Genomic DNA, 16,339 nt, shown 5'->3' with positions numbered 1-16,339 from the left:
ACCTTAGCATCCTCGTCGGGGCGGGAGGAAATCCGTTCCTGCGCTGGTCACGGGGCGGTCATTCGTTGGCAGCGCGGGGGCGGTGCTCGTCCTCGTACTGGTCGAAGAGGGGCGTGCGGTCGCGCCGCTGGTGGGCTGCGCCGCCGTCGTGCGGTTCCGCCTCCGGGGGGTGCGGCTCGGCGACGGGAGCGGTGCTGGAGCGCGCTGAGCTCCACGCGTCCGGTGCCTCCAGGTCGACGCCGCGGGTGGCCCGCGGAGCGACCGGGGCGCTCACATAGGTGGGCAGCGGTACGGGCACGGGGTCCCAGCCCTCGCCCTCGGAGGAGTCGCTGTCGCGGGCGCGCTGCTGGTCGACCCATTCGGCGTGGTCGGTCTGCTCGACCAGGGCGCGCCGTTCGGCGGCCTCCTGCTGCTCGGCCCGGGCGCGCGCCCCCTGCCGGGCGTCCGTACGGTCCTCGGCGTGCGGCGCCTCCGCATCTGCGCCGTCGGGCTCGCACTCGGGCGGTGCGGTCCGGGCAGCGGCCCCCGCACGGGGCCGTCGGCCCTCGCGTGAGGCCCCCTGCGGCGGCCCGGGGGCAAGCCCCGGCTCGGTGTCCACGTCCTGCGCCGCGCCCCTGCGGCGGCCTGGCGCGCCCTTGGCGCCGCCGCGCGGCCGCTGGGCGTGCAGGCTGCGCGCCGCCGCCTCGGCCTGGCGCCGGTCCATGGTGAAGGCGAAACGGCGCCGCTCCTGGGCGCGGAGGTAGACGATGTAGGTGCTCAGCAGGACCGCGGGGATGGCAGGCACCCACAAGAGGGCGAGACCCTGGACGGCAGCGACGACGGTGCCGACGGTGAAAGCCAGGAACAGCATCATCGTCGTACGCCGTCGGCGAGCCAGCAGCTTGGCGCGTTTGGCCTGCTTGGCGCGTCTGCCCTCAAGCGCGGCGGACCGGGCCTCGGCAGTCTGCCCCCGTGCCGCCTCCGGGCGCGCTCCCGCGGCGGCGGATCCATCGTCCTGTCCGGCGCGCGGACGGTCCTGTGCGGACGGCGCCTGCCCGGGACGGTCCGCGGCTTCCTGGCGGCCTTCCGCGGCTTCGGGACCGTCGTGTGCGGCAGGACCCCGGTGAGCATGCACCTCGGTCATCGCCTCCGAATCGGGGGCGCCGACCATGGTCTTGGGGTCGGCGAAGGCCCGGACGTCCACCGCCTGCTCGGTGACGGCGTCCGGGTCGCTCCCGTACGCGGCATCGTCGTAGCCGTACTCGGCGGGGAGGCCGGTTTCGGCTCCGGCTTTCCGCGCGTACGGATCGTCCGCTGCCCACCCCTCGCGTGCCCGGCGCCGCTCCGCTTCTCTCGCGTAGCGGCGCTCCATGCCGGCCTTGCCGGACAGCAGCCGGATGGCGGTGCTGAAGCGTTCCGTCGGACGAGCTTCGTTCAGCTCGTCCTGTCGGCGAAGCCACATCGGCACCAAGTAGGCGGCCCAGGCCCCGACGATGACTGCGTAGATGAGGCCACTGCTGCTCACCCTCACACGGTAGAGGGGATCCCATGAGCCCATCTGCCAAATAGCCCGGTGTGTCGCACGATCTGGCTGATCCCTCGAACTTTTTTTGTGACCGTGCGTCCGGGCTACACGGAAATGGCCGATAAATGGCCGAGCGGAGGGTGAGCGTCCGGAGACTATCCGGACAGCACCCCAATTCGAACGTTTATTTTATTTCTGTGGAGCGGCCGGGCTGCGACCGGTGCCAGCGTGCGAGCAGGCCACCCGGAACCTCCTCCGCGGTCAGCGCGAACACCAGGTGGTCGCGCCAGGCCCCGTCGATGTGCAGGTAGCGCGGGCGGGTGCCTTCTTCGCGGAAGCCGAGCTTTTCCACCACACGGCGGCTGGGGAGATTCTCCGGACGGATGCACACTTCGACGCGGTGCAGTCCCACGGAGTGGAAACAGTGGTCGACTGCGAGCGCCACGGCTGTCGGCATCACTCCCCGTCCCGCTACCGCGCGGTCGATCCAGTAGCCGATGTGCCCCGAGCACATGGAGCCCCAGGTGATGCCCGCGACCGTCAGCTGTCCGGCGAGTCTCCCCTCGTATTCGATGACAAAGGGAAGCATCCGGCCGGCCTGCGCCTCGGTTCGCAGATGGCGCACCATCTGGCGGAAGGTGGGGCGGCGCGGTGGAAGGTGGCCAGGGGGCGCGGGCGGGATGGTGGCTTCCCAGGGGCGCAGCCAGTCGCGGTTGCGCTGGTTGACCTCACGCCAGGCCCGCTGGTCGCGCAGCCTTATCGGGCGGAGGGTCGTGGGACCGTCCACCAGCTCGGCCGGCCACGGGGCGTTCAGCGCGGGTCGTCCCCTCTGGAACCGCCGGACGGGCCGACGGTCTTGTGCGGCGCCCCCGGTTCGGCGGACGGGCTCGGTTCAGCGGGGTGGTCGCCGCCGTGGATCTGGTCGACGGCGTGCGGCAGCAGGCGGGTGAGGACGGCCAGCCCGTCCTTGACGCCTCCCGTCGAGCCCGGCAGGTTGACGATGAGAGTGCGGCCCGCGACACCGGCGACACCGCGCGAGAGCGCGGCTGTGGGGACCTTTGCCAGCCCTTCGGCGCGGATGGCCTCGGCGATCCCCGGGATCTCGTAGTCCAGGACGGCGCGGGTCACCTCCGGCGTCCGGTCGGTCGGAGAGATCCCGGTGCCGCCCGTCGTCAGGACGACGGCGTAGCCCGCCGCCACGGCCTCCTCCAGGGCCTCGCGGACCGGTTCCCCGTCCGGGACCACCCGCGGCCCGTCAGCGTCGAATCCCAGGGCTTTCAGGCCCGCTACGAGCAGCGGCCCGCCCTTGTCGGCGTAGACCCCCGCCGAGGCGCGGTTCGACGCCGTCACGGCGAGTGCGCGTCGGGCGGGGGCGGGTCGGCCGGTCGCCCCACCGGAGAGCCCGGGCTCCTCGCCGAGACGGCCGGGCTCTCCGCCGGAGCGGCCGGGCTCCTCGCCGGGCCCCCCGGAGCCCTCGTGGCCGCGCGAGTGCTGCCCGCTCCCTGGGCGTCCGGCGCCGAGCCGCACATCATCGTGGTGTCCGCTCATGCGCCTTCCTCCTCGGGGAGCTGCCGGCGCGTCCAGTCTCCCGACTTCCCGCCGGTCTTCTCCTCCACCCTGACGTCGGTGATGGCTGCCGACTTGTCGACGGCCTTCACCATGTCGATGACCGTCAGCGCGGCGACCGTAACGGCTGTGAGTGCTTCCATCTCGACGCCGGTGCGGTCGGTGGTCTTCACCCTGGCCGCGATCTCGACGGCGTCGTCGGCGACGGACAGGTCGACCTTGACGCCGGAGACGGCGAGAGGGTGACACAGGGGGATCAGTTCCGGGGTCTTCTTGGCACCCATGATGCCCGCGATACGGGCGGTCGCCAGCGCGTCACCCTTGGGCACGCCCTCGCCCCTGAGCAGCGCGACGACCTCCGGCGAGACGAGCACGCGACCGGTGGCACGGGCCGTCCTGGCGGTGACGTCCTTCTCGGACACGTCGACCATCCGCGCTGCCCCGGACGCGTCGACGTGGGTGAGGTGCTGCTGGGGGCTGGTCATGGTTCTCCCGGTCCTGTGTGTGCCCCGACACGGTACCGGCAGCGACAGGAGTGCGGTCTGGTGCCTCAGTCCAGAGGGACGACGGTCACTTCGTCCCCGGGGGCCAGCCGGCCGGTCTTCTCGGGGATGTCGATCAGGGCGTTGGCCTGTGCGAGGGCTGCGATCAGGTGGGAACTCGCTCCTCCGACCGCGCGGACAGTCCCCAGGTCCTCCTCCTCGCCGGGCGGGCTGTAGTCGCCCCGCAGGAACTGCCGCTTGCCCTCCGGCGAGGTCAGCGCGGAGTCACCGGTCAGGCGGGCGCGTACGATCCTGCGCCGGACGGGCTCCTGGCCCATCAGGGTGCGCAGTGCCGGACGGACGAACAACTCGAAGGAGACGTAGGCGCTCACCGGGTTGCCCGGGAGGGTGAGGATGGGAGTGCGGTCCGGTCCGATCAGACCGAAGCCCTGGGGCTTGCCCGGCTGCATCGCCAGTCTGCGGAACTCCACCACGTCGCCGACGGCGTCCGCGCGGTCCTCCTCGTCGCCGCCCCGGAAGGTGTCCACCCGGGAGAGTGCCTCCTTGACGACGTCATAGGCGCCGACACTCACCCCGCCGCTGGTGACGACCAGATCGGCGCGGATCAGCTGGTCCTCGATGGTGGCACGCAGCGAGTCCGCGTCGTCGGTCACCGCTCCGACCCGGTACGGGATGGCTCCGGCAGCGCGCGCCGCGGCGGTCAGCACGAAGCTGTTGGCGTCGTGGATCTGCCCGGGGCCCAACGGCTCCCCCGGTGTGACCAGTTCGCTCCCGGTGGAGAGGACGACCACCCGGGGGCGCGGGCGGACGGTGACCGTGCCCCGCCCGATGGCCGCCAGCAGACCCACCTGTGCGGGGCCGAGGACGGTGCCCGCCTTGAGTGCGAGAGTGCCCGCTTTCACATCGCTGCCCTTGGCCCGTACGTGCTGGCGGGCCTGGACCGGACGGTGCACACGTACCTGGCCTGTCGCGCCCTGTGGTGCGGCGCTGTGCGCGGGCATGGCGTCCGCCGGGCCGCCGCCTGTGCCGCCGTCGGTCCACTCGACCGGGACGACGGCTTCGGCCCCGGGCGGGAGCGGCGCACCGGTCATGATGCGCGCCGCCTCGCCGGACGCCACGGTGGGCAACCCGGAGCTGCCCGCCGCGATGTCCCCGATGACGCTGAGCACCGCGGGGAATTCCTCGCTGGCTCCCTCGACATCCGCCGTGCGTACGGCGTAGCCGTCCATGGAGCTGTTGTCGAACGGCGGGAGGGCGGCAGGGACGATGACATCGTCGACCAGGGTGCAGCCCTGTGCGTCGAGCAGGTTCAGTTCGATGGGGTCCAGCGGGCGGATGCTGCGGAGGATGTCCTCCAGGTGCTCATCGACGGACCAGGTCTTGCTCAAGACTTACATCTCCTCGGTGACGTAACCGCGCAGCCAGTCCCGGAACTCCGGGCCCAGGTCCTCACGTTCGCACGCGAGCCTGACAATGGCACGCAGGTAGTCTGCCCGGTCTCCGGTGTCGTAGCGCCGGCCGCTGAAGACGACACCGTGCACCGGGCCGCCCAGGGACTCGTCGGCGGAGAGGGCCTGCAGGGCGTCCGTGAGCTGGATTTCGCCGCCCCTGCCCGGCTCGGTCTTGCCGAGTACCTCGAAGACCGCCGGGTCGAGGACATAGCGGCCGATGATGGCCAGATTGCTGGGCGCCTCCTCCGCCGACGGCTTCTCCACCAGGTCGGAGACACGGACCACGTCGCCGTCGGCGGTCGGGGACGCTGCCGCCGCGCCGTACAGGTGGATGCTTCCGGGGTCGACCTCCAGCAGCGCGATGACGCTGCCGCCGCGCTCCTCCTGGACCTCGATCATGCGGGACAGCAGCGGGTCGCGCGGGTCGATCAGGTCGTCACCAAGGAGCACGGCGAAGGGCTGGTCCCCCACGTGCGGCGCTGCGCACAGGATGGCGTGTCCCAGGCCGCGCGGGTCGCCCTGCCTGACGTAGTGCATGGTGGCCAGGTCGCTGGACTCCTGCACCCGGGCGAGCTTTCCGTCGTCACCCTTGTCGCGGAGTACCTGTTCCAGCTCGTAGTTGCGGTCGAAGTGGTCCTCCAGCGGACGCTTGTTGCGCCCGGTGACCATCAGGACGTCCGAGAGCCCGGCTGTCACGGCTTCTTCGACCACATACTGGATGGCGGGCTTGTCGACGACCGGGAGCATCTCCTTAGGTGTGGCCTTGGTCGCAGGCAGAAAGCGCGTGCCCAGGCCGGCGGCGGGGATGACTGCCTTGGTGATCCGTGCGCGGGGAGAAGTCATGTCCCGCACCATAACCGCTGACTTTGTGAGGAAGATAAGCGTCCACGACGTTTATCGCGTCTGTTGGGTTTGTTGCGTTTTACGGCGCGGAAAGGGGCTGGGCGTTCCATGGGCGAGCCGGAGGCCGTCGGCAACCGTAGTAAGCGTGAGTTGCGCCGCGCTGTCCTCGCGGTGAGGAGGACGTTGACGGCGGACGACCTCCAGGCGGCAGCCCGCTCTCTGGCCCGGCATGTGCTGGAACTGCCGGAGATGGCAGGGGCCCGTACGGTCGCCGGGTATGTGTCGGTCGGCAGTGAGCCGGGCACCGGGCCGCTGCTGGAGGCGTTGCGCAGCCGGGGCGTACGGGTGCTGCTGCCGGTGCTGCAGGAGGACAACGACCTCGACTGGGCGGACTACGAGGGCCCCGATGCGCTCGTGGCGGCGGGGCGGGGGCTGCTGGAGCCGTCCGGGACGCGCCTCGGCCCTGAGGCGGTCGCCGAGGCCGATGTGGTGCTGCTGCCAGGGCTGGCCGTGGACCGGGGCGGACTGCGGCTGGGCCGGGGCGCGGGCTGTTACGACCGGGTGCTCGCCCGGCTGGCGGCCCACAGGGTGCGGCCTTTCTGTGCGGTGCTGCTGTACGACGGCGAAGTGGTCGACCGTCTCGAAGGCGAGGAGCACGACCGCCGGGTGGCGACGGCAGTGACGCCGGGCGGAGTGCACCGCTTCGAGGTCCCGTAAGGCTGAACAGCCGCCCGGGGCGCACCGGGACATCAGCGGCCCGGGGCGCCGTACGGGCGGCGCACCGGGCCGGACTGTCAGACCGTGAGCATGAGGAGCCGGCGGCCCGTCACGGAGTGAGGGCCATCTCGTCCTCGGTCGCCTTCTTGACCGCCTTCTCGCTGAAGGGCCACTTGAGGAACTCGCCCTTTGCCCACTTGTCCGTCTGGTCGGTGTAGTGCGCGTTGTAGGCGTGTCCTGAGGCGCCGGTGAGGTTGATCCACCGGGAGTTGTCCAGGTCGCCCAGGTCGACGACCATCCGCATCGACGGCACCCAGGTGACGTCGTAACCGCCCGCCGCGTTCCAGCCGGTGGCGTTGACGGCCGCCTCGCCACCGCCCAGGTCCCAAGGGCCGCGGTTGAGGAGCCACTGCATGAAGCCCGGACCGTCGGTGCCGATGGTCTGGTTCTTGAGCATCAGCCGGTGCAGCCTGCCCCAGCTCCAGGTGTTGATGTCCTTGCCGAGCTTGGAGGTGAGCTCCCAGCGGGCGTCCTTCATGGCGTGCGCCAGCAGTTCGTCGCGGTTCTTGTCGCCCTTGTGGGTCGAGGTGTCGCGCGTCTTCCACCACTGGCTGTCGGGCTGCTTGAGCAGCTTGCGCACCACCTCGAACCAGCGGTCACCACCGTCGGGCTGGGCGTCGTCAGCCGAGCGCTGCCCGCACTCGCGCACCAGTCGCTGGTTGCCGTCCAGATCGTCGACCGGGCCGGAGTCGTCGGAAGGTACGACGTACAGACAGTCACCCTTGACCCGCAGCTCCTTGGGGAGCTTGTCGCCGAAGGCGAGCTTGAGGAGGTTGCGCCAGACGGCGTTGAAGTAGGCGGCGGAAGCCGAGTCGGAGTCCTGGGTGTAGTCCCAGCCCTCCAGCAGCTTCTGCGCGTTGCGTACGTACTTGTCGTTGATCTCGATCTTCAGCAGGTAGGGCACCAGCAGCTTGGCGATCTCGCTGCTGTTGTCCATCTGCATCGTCTCCATGTCGGCCATGGAGATCTTCCCGCCGTCCTTGATCTTCGACTGGATGAGGTCGTTGATCCGCTGGCTGCGCGCTCCGTAGCCCCAGTCGTCGGTGAGCAGGTAGGGGTACTTCTCACGGTCGACGACGGCCTGGTTGGCGGTCACGATGTAGCCGCGCTTCGGGTTGTACTCCCAGGGCAGGGCGCGCTGGGGGATGTAGCCCTTCCAGCGGTAGGCCGGGTCCCAGCCGGGGGCCGGGTAGCGTCCGTCGCCCTTGCCGCGCACCGGGATGCGTCCGGGTGCCTGGTAGCCGATGTTGCCCTTGGTGTCGGCGTAGATGAGGTTCTGCGAGGGAACGGCGAACTCGCGGGCCGCCGCACGGAAGTCGGAGAAGTCGGTGGCCCGGTTGAGCTTGAAGAGCGCGTCCACGGTCTTGGAGGGCTCCAGCGCGGTCCACCGCAGGGAGACCGCGTAGCCGTCGCCGCGGTCGGGAGCGGCGTTGCCGACGGGGGCGTTGTCGCCGACCTTGCGCAACTCCTTGTTGCGGTCGGAGACAATGGGCCCGTTGTTGGTCTCGCGCACGGTGATGGTGCGGTCCTTGCCGCCGGCGACCTTGATGGTCTCCTGGCGGGTGCGGTACGGGACTTCCTTGCCGTCGTACAGATAGTGCCCGTCGCGGACCTTCTCCAGGTAGAGATCGGTCACATCGGCGCCGAGGTTGGTCATGCCCCAGGAGATGTGCTTGTTGTGGCCGATGACGACACCGGGCATACCGGAGAAGGTGAAGCCGGAGACGTCGTAGGGGCAGGACTTGTCCACCGAACGGCAGTGCAGGCCCATCTGGTACCAGACGGAGGGCAGTTGCGGCGCCAGGTGCGGGTCGTTGGCCAGCAGCGGCTTGCCGGTGGTCGTGTACTTCCCTGAGACGACCCAGGAGTTGGATCCGATACCGCTGCCGTTCGGGCCGAGCAGCCCGGGGATCTCGTCGAGCTTCTTGGCGACGGTGCCCATCTGGGTGCTGACGCCCTGGGACGCTCCACCGGCCCCCTGAGCGCCGTTCGAGGCTCCGGAGGCATCTGGGGTCGTCCCGCCCGCTCCGGCGCCCGCAGCGGGCTGCTCAGCGCCGCCTGCGCCCGACTGGCCGGTGCCGGCCGATCCGTCGGCGGTGCCGGCCTGGCCGCCCTCGGCCTTCGGGTCGAACTTCTTGCTGGCGGGGTCGACGGCGCCCTTGTCGACGATCGGCTTGTTCCGGTCGTAGGGGTACTTCGGGTACAGGTCCTCGATCTGGTCCTTGTCCAGGCGGCTGGTCATCAGCGCCCGGTCGATCTCGTCCGACATGTTGCCGCGCAGGTCCCAGGCCATCGCCTTGAGCCAGGCGACCGAGTCGACGGGGTTCCAGTCGGCGGGCTGGTAGCCCTTGCCCGCCAGGTCGAGGGCCGCGTACTCGACCGAGATGGCCGAGCCCTTGTGGTCCTTGAGGTAGGCGTTGACGCCCGCGGAGTACGCCTTGAGCAAGTCCTTGGTCTCGGCCGGGAGTTGCTCGTACTCCTTCTCGGCCACCCTGCGCCACCCGAGGGTGCGCAGGAACGCGTCGGTCTGCACCTGCTCGTCACCGAACATCTCCGACAGACGCCCGGCGGTCATGTGGCGGCGTACGTCCATCTCCCAGAAGCGGTCCTGCGCCTGGACGTACCCCTGGGCCAGGAAGAGGTCCTTGGAGTTGTCGGCGTAGATCTGCGGGATGCCGCTGCTGTCCCGCTGCACGCTCACCGGCGCGGTCAGCCCCTTGAGTTTGAGGGTGCCGGTGGTCTGCGGGAAGGAATCCCGGACGGTGCTGACGCCCCAGTACGTGCCGCCGCCGATGCCTGCCACGAGCAGCAGCACGACGACGATCACGATGAGGCGGGCGCGTCGCGAGGTCTTCTTGGCGGGCATCGCTGTCCTTCGAGGGGCAGGGTGAACCTTGGCTGAGGGGACCGGACGGGCTCGGTCCGTACGGAGCAACCATAGGCCGCCCCTCGACGCGCCCGGACAGCGAGTCACCCCCTGGGAATTCTCCCGGGGGCATATTCAAGCAATGGTAAATTGTTAGCTACCCAAACGAACTAGCCACTGCCGGACATCCGTCCGGGAGTCGCGCTCCGCCATGGCCGGCGCGTTAAGAACGCATCAGGAAAACGTCAGGAGACCGTCAGAACCATCACGCGCAACGCCTCACCCGCTCAAGAAACCGCGCCCCGGCGCCGATTCCCGGCGACCGGAGCACCCGACTCGTGCACTCAAGGAGAGAGCCCCGGCCAGAGAGGACCGTGCCCTGACCGTCCACAGCCTCAACCAGCTCCTGCTCTTCAGCGCCCTCGTCCTGCTCATCGCCGTCGTGGCGGTCCGTCTCTCCTCGCGCAGCGGGCTGCCCAGCCTGCTCGTCTACCTGGGGATAGGCATCGCCATAGGGCAGGACGGCATCGGCTTCGGTTTCTCCGACGCCGAGCTGACCCAAGTCCTCGGATATGCCGCCCTGGTGGTGATCCTCGCCGAGGGCGGCCTCGGCACGAAATGGCGTGACATCCGGCCCGCCGTGCCGGCGGCCGCCGTGCTGTCGACGTTCGGTGTGGCCGTCAGCGTCACGGTCACCGCGCTGGCCGCGCACTACCTGATCGGACTCGACTGGCAGGCGTCTCTCCTGATGGGCGCCGTGGTCTCCTCGACGGACGCCGCCGCGGTCTTCTCCGTGCTGCGCAAGGTGCCGCTGCCCAAGCGACTCACCGGTGTACTGGAAGCCGAGTCCGGGTTCAACGACGCACCCGTCGTGCTGCTGGTCGTGACCTTCTCCTCACTCGGCACGGAGCACCACACCTGGTACTTCCTGCTGGGCCAGATCTTTCTCGAGCTCGCCATCGGGCTGGTGGTGGGGCTGGTCGTCGGCAAGCTCGGCGAGCTGGGCATGCGCCATGTGGCACTGCCCGCGTCCGGGCTGTACCCCATCGCCGTGCTGGCGCTGTGCTTCCTGGCCTACGCCGGAGGCGCGATGGCTCACGGCTCCGGCTTCCTGGCCGTCTACGTCGCCGCGCTCATCCTCGGAAACGGCAAACTGCCGCACCGTCCCGCCGTGCGGGGCTTCGCAGACGGCGTGGCCTGGATGGCGCAGATCGGTCTGTTCGTACTGCTCGGCCTGCTGGTGACCCCGCACGACCTGTGGAAGGACTTCTGGCCCGCCGTGCTGATCGGGCTGGCCCTCACCCTGGTCGCCCGCCCGCTGTCGGTCTTCCTGTGCCTCCAGCCGTTCCGCCTGCCCTGGCAGGACAAGACGCTGCTCTCCTGGGCCGGGCTGCGGGGAGCCGTGCCCATCGTGCTGGCGACCATCCCGATGGTCGCCGACGTCAAGGGCAGTCAGCGCATCTTCAACATCGTCTTCGTGCTGGTGGTCGTCTTCACCGTGCTGCAGGGGCCCACTCTTCCCTGGCTCGCGCGGAAACTGCGGCTGGACGAGAGGGACGAGGCAGCAGATCTGGACATCGAATCGGCGCCCTTGGAGCGGTTGCGCGGCCACCTGCTGTCCGTGGCCATCCCGCCGTCGTCCCGGATGCACGGCGTCGAGATCACCGAGCTGCGTCTTCCGGCCGGTGCCGCGGTCACCCTGGTGGTGCGCGAGGGCGCTAGTTTCGTCCCGCTGCCCTCGACGGTGCTGCGGCACGGTGACGAGCTGCTGGTCGTCACGACCGACCAGGTTCGGGACGCGGCTGAACGGCGCCTGCTGTCGGTCAGCCGGGGCGGCAAGCTGGCCGGCTGGCTGGGCTCGTCCGGGAGCACCGCGATGCGGCAGTGACCCTGGTCGGCAATGCCGGCGCGCAGGGCTGCACGCCGGCGTTGCCGACCCGGCCGCCGACTGTTGCCGCCTTGCTCAGTGCGCTCAGCCTGCTCGGCGTGCTCAAGCGCAGGCTCTTGCCGCGTTCGGCGCCGGGCTTGTGGCAGGTTTTACGAAAAACTGTCTCTGCCCGTTATCCTCAAGGCGGAAAGATTCACCCCGACTCTGCCTGACGCAGAGCTGGCGCGACCGCTCGGCGGCCACGGTCCGGAATGCCCACCCTGCACCGGACCGGGTATCTACCCCGGTCCTGCGCGAGAGGACAGCTCTCGGCGCGTCACCCACAACGCGCTACCAGGCGGCAGAAAGGCCCGGCCGTGGAACCCCCGGCCACCGAGAACAGCCACGCACAGACCGACGAGGCACACGGCGACCGGCGCTCCCGGCGCTCCTCCGAGCGCCCCGGTTACGGACAGCTGCTGCGCACCGAGGGCGCCTGGTCCTTCCTGCTGCCGGGCTTTCTGGCCCGCCAGCCCTACGCGATGCTGACCATCAGCATCGTCCTGCTCGTCGAGCACACCACCGGATCGTTCGGCCTGGCCGGTGCCGTCTCCGCCACGGCAGGCATCTCCATGGCCCTGATCGCGCCGCAGAGCGGCCGGCTCGCCGACCGGTTCGGACAGGGGGCCGTCCTCGTCCCCCAGGTGTTCTTGCACATACTCACCGTCGGAGTGCTGATCGGCGCCGCTCTTCTGGACGCGCCGCTGTGGGCGCTGTTCGTCGCGGCGGTACCGGCCGGTGCCACCGCTCCGCAGATCAGCCCCATGGTGCGGGCCCGCTGGGCTGCGCGCCTGCAAGGGACACCGCTGATGAACACAGCGGCGGCCTTCGAATCGGTGACCGACGAGTTCACCTTCGTGGTCGGCCCGGTGCTCGCCACAGCGCTGTGCACGGGCGTGCACCCCGCCGCGGGTCTCGCCGCCGAGGCGGGCGTCTCGCTGGTGGGCGGGCTGGTCTTCGCCGCCCAGCGCCGCACCCAGCCGCCAGCGGCCCGCGCGGCAGCGGGTGCCGGCAAGCGCGGGGCCGACGAGATCGCCCAGGGGCGCGCGGACCGGCCGGCTTCCGCGTTGACCGTCCCCGGAGCCCGCGTGCTGATTGCCGCGTTGCTCGGTATCGGGATGGTCTTCGGCGGGATGCAGGTCTCGCTCACCGCGTTCACCGAGTCGATCGGCCGGCCGGGCATCAACGGTGTGCTGTACGGCGTCTTCGCCGGCGGCAACATGCTGGCGGCCGTCGCCGTGGGTGCCATCCGGTGGAAGCGAGGGCCGCAGACCCGGCTGCTGACCGCCTACCCCGCGCTGGTGGCCGCGGCCGCCCTGATGGCACTCACAGCGCAACTGGGGCCGTGGGCGATGCTGCTGGGTGCGCTGGGGATGCTGACGGGACTGTGTGTGGCCCCGTGCATGATCACGTGCTTCACGCTGATCGAGTCGCTGGTCCCCGCGGGCGCGCGCACGGAGGCGCTCACCTGGCTGACGGGTGCGGTGGCGCTGGGCCAGGCGACGGGCTCGACAGTGGCCGGCCAGCTCGCGGATCACTCGGGTGCAGGTACCGGCTTCCTCACCCCGCTGGCCGGTACGGGCCTCGCGCTGCTGGTGCTGCTGACCTTCAGGAAGGCGCTGCACCCGCAGCACGGCGGGCTGGTCGCGGCACGTGGGCTGGGTCACCGAACGGCCGTCCCAGTGGACTGACGCGCTGGAATGCTGCACTATGGAGCGTTGTTAGCACTCAACAAGTGAGAGTGCCAGGAGGAGAACGTGCCGACCTATCAGTACCAGTGCACCGAGTGCGGCGAGGGCCTCGAGGTGGTGCAGAAGTTCACTGACGACTCGCTGACCGAGTGCCCCAACTGCCAGGGCAACCTCAAGAAGGTCTTCTCGGCGGTCGGCATCGTCTTCAAGGGCTCCGGCTTCTACCGCAACGACAGCCGCAGCTCCTCGTCGAGCAGCAGCCCCGCTTCCGGCAGCTCCTCCTCGGACTCGTCCGCGAAGAACGGCGACTCCAAGAGCTCGTCCTCCACTTCCGACTCGTCGTCCTCCAACTCGTCCTCGGAGTCGAAGTCCTCCGGCAAGAGCAACAGCAAGAGCACGGCCAAGGCGGCCACGTCCGCCTGAGGCGGCCGCCAGCCCGGGCCCGAGCCCGTTGGACGGACCGCCGCACCGCGGGCCCGCCGCGCCGCGGGCCCGGCACTGGGCCGCGGCCCCGGGGCAGGCCCGAATTTTCCCCCTGCCCAGCTCCGGGCGTGCGCCCTTAGGGTGACCGCATGAGCGAACAGGCAGAGATCGGCATCATCGGCGGTTCCGGCTTCTACTCCTTCCTCGACGATGTGACCGAAGTCACCGTCGAGACGCCGTACGGGCCGCCGAGCGATGCGCTCTTCCTGGGCGGGACCGGCGGCCGCCGGGTGGCCTTTCTGCCGCGCCACGGCCGCGGCCACCACCTGCCCCCGAACCGCATCAACTACCGCGCCAACCTGTGGGCGCTCCGCTCGGTCGGTGTACGGCAGGTCATCGCGCCGTGCGCGGTCGGCGGTCTGCAGCCGCAGTACGGCCCGGGCACTCTCGTGGTGCCCGACCAACTGGTGGACCGTACGAAGTCACGGCAGCAGACGTTCTTCGACGGGCAGCCCCTCGCCGACGGCAGTGTTCCCCAGGTCGTCCACGTCGCCTTCGCCGACCCGTACTGCGAGGGGGGCCGGCAGGCCGCACTGCGGGCCGCCCGCGGCAAGGGCTGGGAGGCGGTGGACGGCGGCACGATGTGCGTGATCGAGGGCCCGCGCTTCTCGACTCGCGCCGAGTCCCGCTGGCACGCCGCGCAGGGCTGGGACGTCGTGGGGATGACCGGACACCCCGAGGCGATACTCGCCCGTGAACTGGAGCTGTGCTACTCCTCGCTGGCCCTGGTCACGGACCTGGACGCGGGCGCGGAGGCCGGCGAGGGCGTCTCCCACGAGGAGGTGCTGCGGGTCTTCGGCGAGAACATCGGCCGACTGCGCGAGGTCCTCTTCGACGCCGTACGGGAACTGCCCGCCCTGGACGAACGCAAGTGCGAGTGCGGGTCGGCGCTGGGCGGGCTGGAGCCCGGGATCACCCTGCCCTGACCGGGCCGGTCACCCTTCCGGGTGGCGGAGTTTTCCACAACTGCCCAGTCATCCACAGATTTCCGGGCGTCTCAGCGGGATTCCGCGACGGAGTTCACCGTAGTCATCGAAGGCCGCGACCAGGCGGTTCTTCTCCCTGTGATGGCTGGTGGTGAACGTCGTGGACCGATCCCGGAACCCGGTTCCCGAGGAGTTTCCTTCTCGGATGCGTTTGCGCTCCGCTGTTCCCGACTTCCCCCCGGTGCGTGCCGGAGGCGGCCGCCGACGACTGCGGCGGGGAGCTCCCGGGCGGCGCAGGGTCCTCTCTGTCGCGCTGGCCGTCTGCGCCGCCGGGCTCGCTGTCGCCGCCCCGGACAGCGGGGCGACAGCCGGAGGCGATGCCGCCTCGGGCGGCGGGGGCGGCAGGACCTCCGGGGCGGCGTCGGGCGGGCGAGGCGTTGAGAGATCCGTCACGCAAGAGGGTGCTCCGACGGCTCCCGTCTCCGCGCCCGTTCGGATCGCCGACCCCGCGACTGTCCGGCTGCTGAGCCCTGGCGACCGGATCGATGTCCTGGCGAGCACGTCCAAGACCGCTTCCGCCCGGGTCGTGGCCGCAGGTGTCCGAGTGGCCCATGTGCCGAAGTACCGCGACACTGTCTCGGGCGACGGAGCCGAGGGCGCGCTGATCGTTGTCGTTGTGCCCCGGCGGACGGCGGCGGCGCTGGCGGGCGCGGCGGCGAAGTCCCGGCTGGCGGTGACGCTGTGCTGAACCGCCTTCTGTCTCCGCCACGCCGGGGGCGCGGCGTTCCTGTGCACACGGAACCCGGTGGTCCGGGGCAGGTGAGCCGCCGGTCCCGGCCGTGGAGGCGCTGGGCAGTCCCCTGTGCCCTCGGTGTCCCGCTCGCAGTCAGCATCGTCACCTGGTTCTGGAAGAGGAAGTCCGTTGAGCAACGACGCGTCCCAAGTCGAGAAGAAGGGCGTCCTGGCCGGCTTCAAGGAATTCCTGATGCGCGGCAACGTGGTCGAACTGGCCGTCGCCGTGGTCGTCGGAGCAGCCTTCAGCAAGATCGTCGACGCCGTCGTCAACGGATTCATCAACCCGCTGGTGGGCGCCATCGGGACGAAGGACCTGGACAGGTACCGCTACTGCCTCAAGGACCCCTGCACCGTCGGTTCCACAGGCGAGGTGACCGGCGTCGCGATCAAGTGGGGCCCGGTGCTCAGCGCCACGCTCACCTTCGTCATCACAGCGGCGGTCGTCTACTTCCTGATGATCCTGCCGATGAACAAGTACAAGGAGCGCCAGCAGGCCAAGGCGGGCCCGGTGGAGGTGCCCAAGACGGAGGTCGAGCTGCTCACCGAGATCCGCGATGTACTGCTCGCGCAGCGCGCGGACGGGCACGGCTCCCCCGTCCCGGGTGGCTCCGCGCCGGGCGGCTCCGCACCGGGCGGCCCGGACGGATCGGTGGGGCCGCAGCGCGGCGGCGTCAGCACCAACGGCTGACGAGCCGGTCTCCAGGAGCAGGGGCCGGCCCGGGACCCGCACCTGCCGGAGGAGGCCGGGGGCGGGCGTGGCCGGGGCTGCCGGGTCGGCCTCAGATGTGGTGGGGCGGCTTCTCATCGAGGAAGCGCGCGAGGTCTGCGTCTCCTCCGCCGGAGGTGCCGCCCGCTCCCTCGCCCCAGCCCCAATCGGTGTCGTCGGAGGACGGGCGGCTCAGCGGGTCGTCGAAGACCAGCGAGGCCGCCACGTCACGCGGGGTGTCCGGCCGGGCGGAGGGCTGCGGGTCGACGCTCATGGCTCAAGCGTACGGCCGCCTCACGCG

General features: G+C 70.5%; 15 protein-coding genes. 7 read left to right on the top strand and 8 right to left on the bottom strand.

The features are described from left to right. Positions 1 to 58 precede the first annotated feature (58 nt). The 6 genes from glpR to galU form a co-directional block, all read right to left on the bottom strand. Positions 59 to 1,504 carry a gephyrin-like molybdotransferase receptor GlpR gene (glpR, locus tag HC362_RS19200; RefSeq protein ID WP_243085228.1) on the bottom strand — a complete coding sequence of 482 codons (1,446 nt, stop codon included), beginning with the start codon at positions 1,502 to 1,504 and terminating at the stop codon, positions 59 to 61. Between the two features lie 184 nt (positions 1,505 to 1,688). Beyond that, complete coding sequence (locus HC362_RS19195; RefSeq protein ID WP_243088706.1) at positions 1,689 to 2,318, bottom strand: GNAT family protein; 630 nt, start codon at positions 2,316 to 2,318, stop codon at positions 1,689 to 1,691. After that, complete coding sequence (locus HC362_RS19190) at positions 2,315 to 2,854, bottom strand: MogA/MoaB family molybdenum cofactor biosynthesis protein (RefSeq protein ID WP_243088705.1); 540 nt, start codon at positions 2,852 to 2,854, stop codon at positions 2,315 to 2,317. Before HC362_RS19190 ends, HC362_RS19195 begins: the two co-directional genes overlap by 4 nt. A 194-nt stretch (positions 2,855 to 3,048) precedes the next feature. Then, entirely contained in the window at positions 3,049 to 3,555 is a 507-nt protein-coding gene (gene moaC, locus HC362_RS19185) for a cyclic pyranopterin monophosphate synthase MoaC (protein ID WP_243085226.1), read from the bottom strand. A gap of 65 nt (positions 3,556 to 3,620) precedes the next feature. After that, the gene (gene glp, locus HC362_RS19180) at positions 3,621 to 4,961 is read right to left on the bottom strand and encodes a gephyrin-like molybdotransferase Glp (RefSeq protein ID WP_243085225.1); all 1,341 of its coding nucleotides are present in this window, start codon (positions 4,959 to 4,961) and stop codon (positions 3,621 to 3,623) included. A 3-nt stretch (positions 4,962 to 4,964) separates the two neighbouring features. Next, positions 4,965 to 5,867: a UTP--glucose-1-phosphate uridylyltransferase GalU gene (galU, locus tag HC362_RS19175; RefSeq protein WP_243085223.1), complete on the bottom strand. Its 903-nt coding sequence runs from the start codon at positions 5,865 to 5,867 to the stop codon at positions 4,965 to 4,967. A 108-nt stretch (positions 5,868 to 5,975) separates the two neighbouring features. On the opposite strand from galU, the gene HC362_RS19170 reads away from it, so the two are divergent. Next, entirely contained in the window at positions 5,976 to 6,584 is a 609-nt protein-coding gene (locus HC362_RS19170; protein WP_243085222.1) for a 5-formyltetrahydrofolate cyclo-ligase, read from the top strand. A 109-nt stretch (positions 6,585 to 6,693) separates the two neighbouring features. Here the strand turns inward: HC362_RS19170 and HC362_RS19165 are convergent, their stop codons facing one another. Further along, positions 6,694 to 9,510 carry a penicillin acylase family protein gene (locus HC362_RS19165; protein WP_243085221.1) on the bottom strand — a complete coding sequence of 939 codons (2,817 nt, stop codon included), beginning with the start codon at positions 9,508 to 9,510 and terminating at the stop codon, positions 6,694 to 6,696. A 379-nt stretch (positions 9,511 to 9,889) separates the two neighbouring features. On the opposite strand from HC362_RS19165, the gene HC362_RS19160 reads away from it, so the two are divergent. The 6 genes from HC362_RS19160 to mscL all read left to right on the top strand — a co-directional run bounded on the left by HC362_RS19160 (position 9,890) and on the right by mscL (position 16,020). After that, on the top strand, positions 9,890 to 11,398 hold the full coding sequence (locus HC362_RS19160) for a potassium/proton antiporter (RefSeq protein ID WP_243088704.1): 1,509 nt from the start codon (positions 9,890 to 9,892) through the stop codon (positions 11,396 to 11,398). A gap of 356 nt (positions 11,399 to 11,754) precedes the next feature. Then, positions 11,755 to 13,128: an MFS transporter gene (locus tag HC362_RS19155; RefSeq protein ID WP_243085220.1), complete on the top strand. Its 1,374-nt coding sequence runs from the start codon at positions 11,755 to 11,757 to the stop codon at positions 13,126 to 13,128. 66 nt (positions 13,129 to 13,194) lie between these two features. Next, entirely contained in the window at positions 13,195 to 13,551 is a 357-nt protein-coding gene (locus tag HC362_RS19150; RefSeq protein WP_243085219.1) for an FmdB family zinc ribbon protein, read from the top strand. 149 nt (positions 13,552 to 13,700) lie between these two features. Beyond that, the gene (locus HC362_RS19145) at positions 13,701 to 14,537 is read left to right on the top strand and encodes an S-methyl-5'-thioadenosine phosphorylase (protein ID WP_243085217.1); all 837 of its coding nucleotides are present in this window, start codon (positions 13,701 to 13,703) and stop codon (positions 14,535 to 14,537) included. A 205-nt stretch (positions 14,538 to 14,742) separates the two neighbouring features. Then, positions 14,743 to 15,285, top strand: a complete 543-nt coding sequence (locus tag HC362_RS19140) for a hypothetical protein (protein ID WP_243085216.1) — start codon at positions 14,743 to 14,745, stop codon at positions 15,283 to 15,285. 174 nt (positions 15,286 to 15,459) lie between these two features. Continuing rightward, a complete protein-coding gene (mscL, locus tag HC362_RS19135) occupies positions 15,460 to 16,020 on the top strand; it encodes a large conductance mechanosensitive channel protein MscL (RefSeq protein ID WP_279240121.1) in 561 nt (186 codons plus the stop codon). Between the two features lie 91 nt (positions 16,021 to 16,111). Here the strand turns inward: mscL and HC362_RS19130 are convergent, their stop codons facing one another. After that, positions 16,112 to 16,312: a hypothetical protein gene (locus HC362_RS19130; protein ID WP_243085214.1), complete on the bottom strand. Its 201-nt coding sequence runs from the start codon at positions 16,310 to 16,312 to the stop codon at positions 16,112 to 16,114. Positions 16,313 to 16,339: the final 27 nt, after the last annotated feature.

It is taken from the genome of Streptomyces sp. 891-h (assembly GCF_022760275.1).
GTDB classification, from domain to species: domain Bacteria; phylum Actinomycetota; class Actinomycetes; order Streptomycetales; family Streptomycetaceae; genus Streptomyces; species Streptomyces spirodelae.
Note: the sequence above shows the minus strand (reverse complement) of the source record. Positions and strands in the feature narration are given on the sequence as shown.

Bases quoted from the DNA above. Each gene is read 5' to 3' on its own strand.
- moaC (WP_243085226.1), bottom strand. From the start codon at position 3,555: ATGACCAGCCCCCAGCAGCACCTCACCCACGTCGACGCGTCCGGGGCA.
- galU (WP_243085223.1), bottom strand. From the start codon at position 5,867: ATGACTTCTCCCCGCGCACGGATCACCAAGGCAGTCATCCCCGCCGCC.
- HC362_RS19170 (WP_243085222.1), top strand. From the start codon at position 5,976: ATGGGCGAGCCGGAGGCCGTCGGCAACCGTAGTAAGCGTGAGTTGCGC.
- HC362_RS19165 (WP_243085221.1), bottom strand. From the start codon at position 9,510: ATGCCCGCCAAGAAGACCTCGCGACGCGCCCGCCTCATCGTGATCGTC.
- HC362_RS19145 (WP_243085217.1), top strand. From the start codon at position 13,701: ATGAGCGAACAGGCAGAGATCGGCATCATCGGCGGTTCCGGCTTCTAC.
- HC362_RS19140 (WP_243085216.1), top strand. From the start codon at position 14,743: ATGCGTTTGCGCTCCGCTGTTCCCGACTTCCCCCCGGTGCGTGCCGGA.
- HC362_RS19130 (WP_243085214.1), bottom strand. From the start codon at position 16,312: ATGAGCGTCGACCCGCAGCCCTCCGCCCGGCCGGACACCCCGCGTGAC.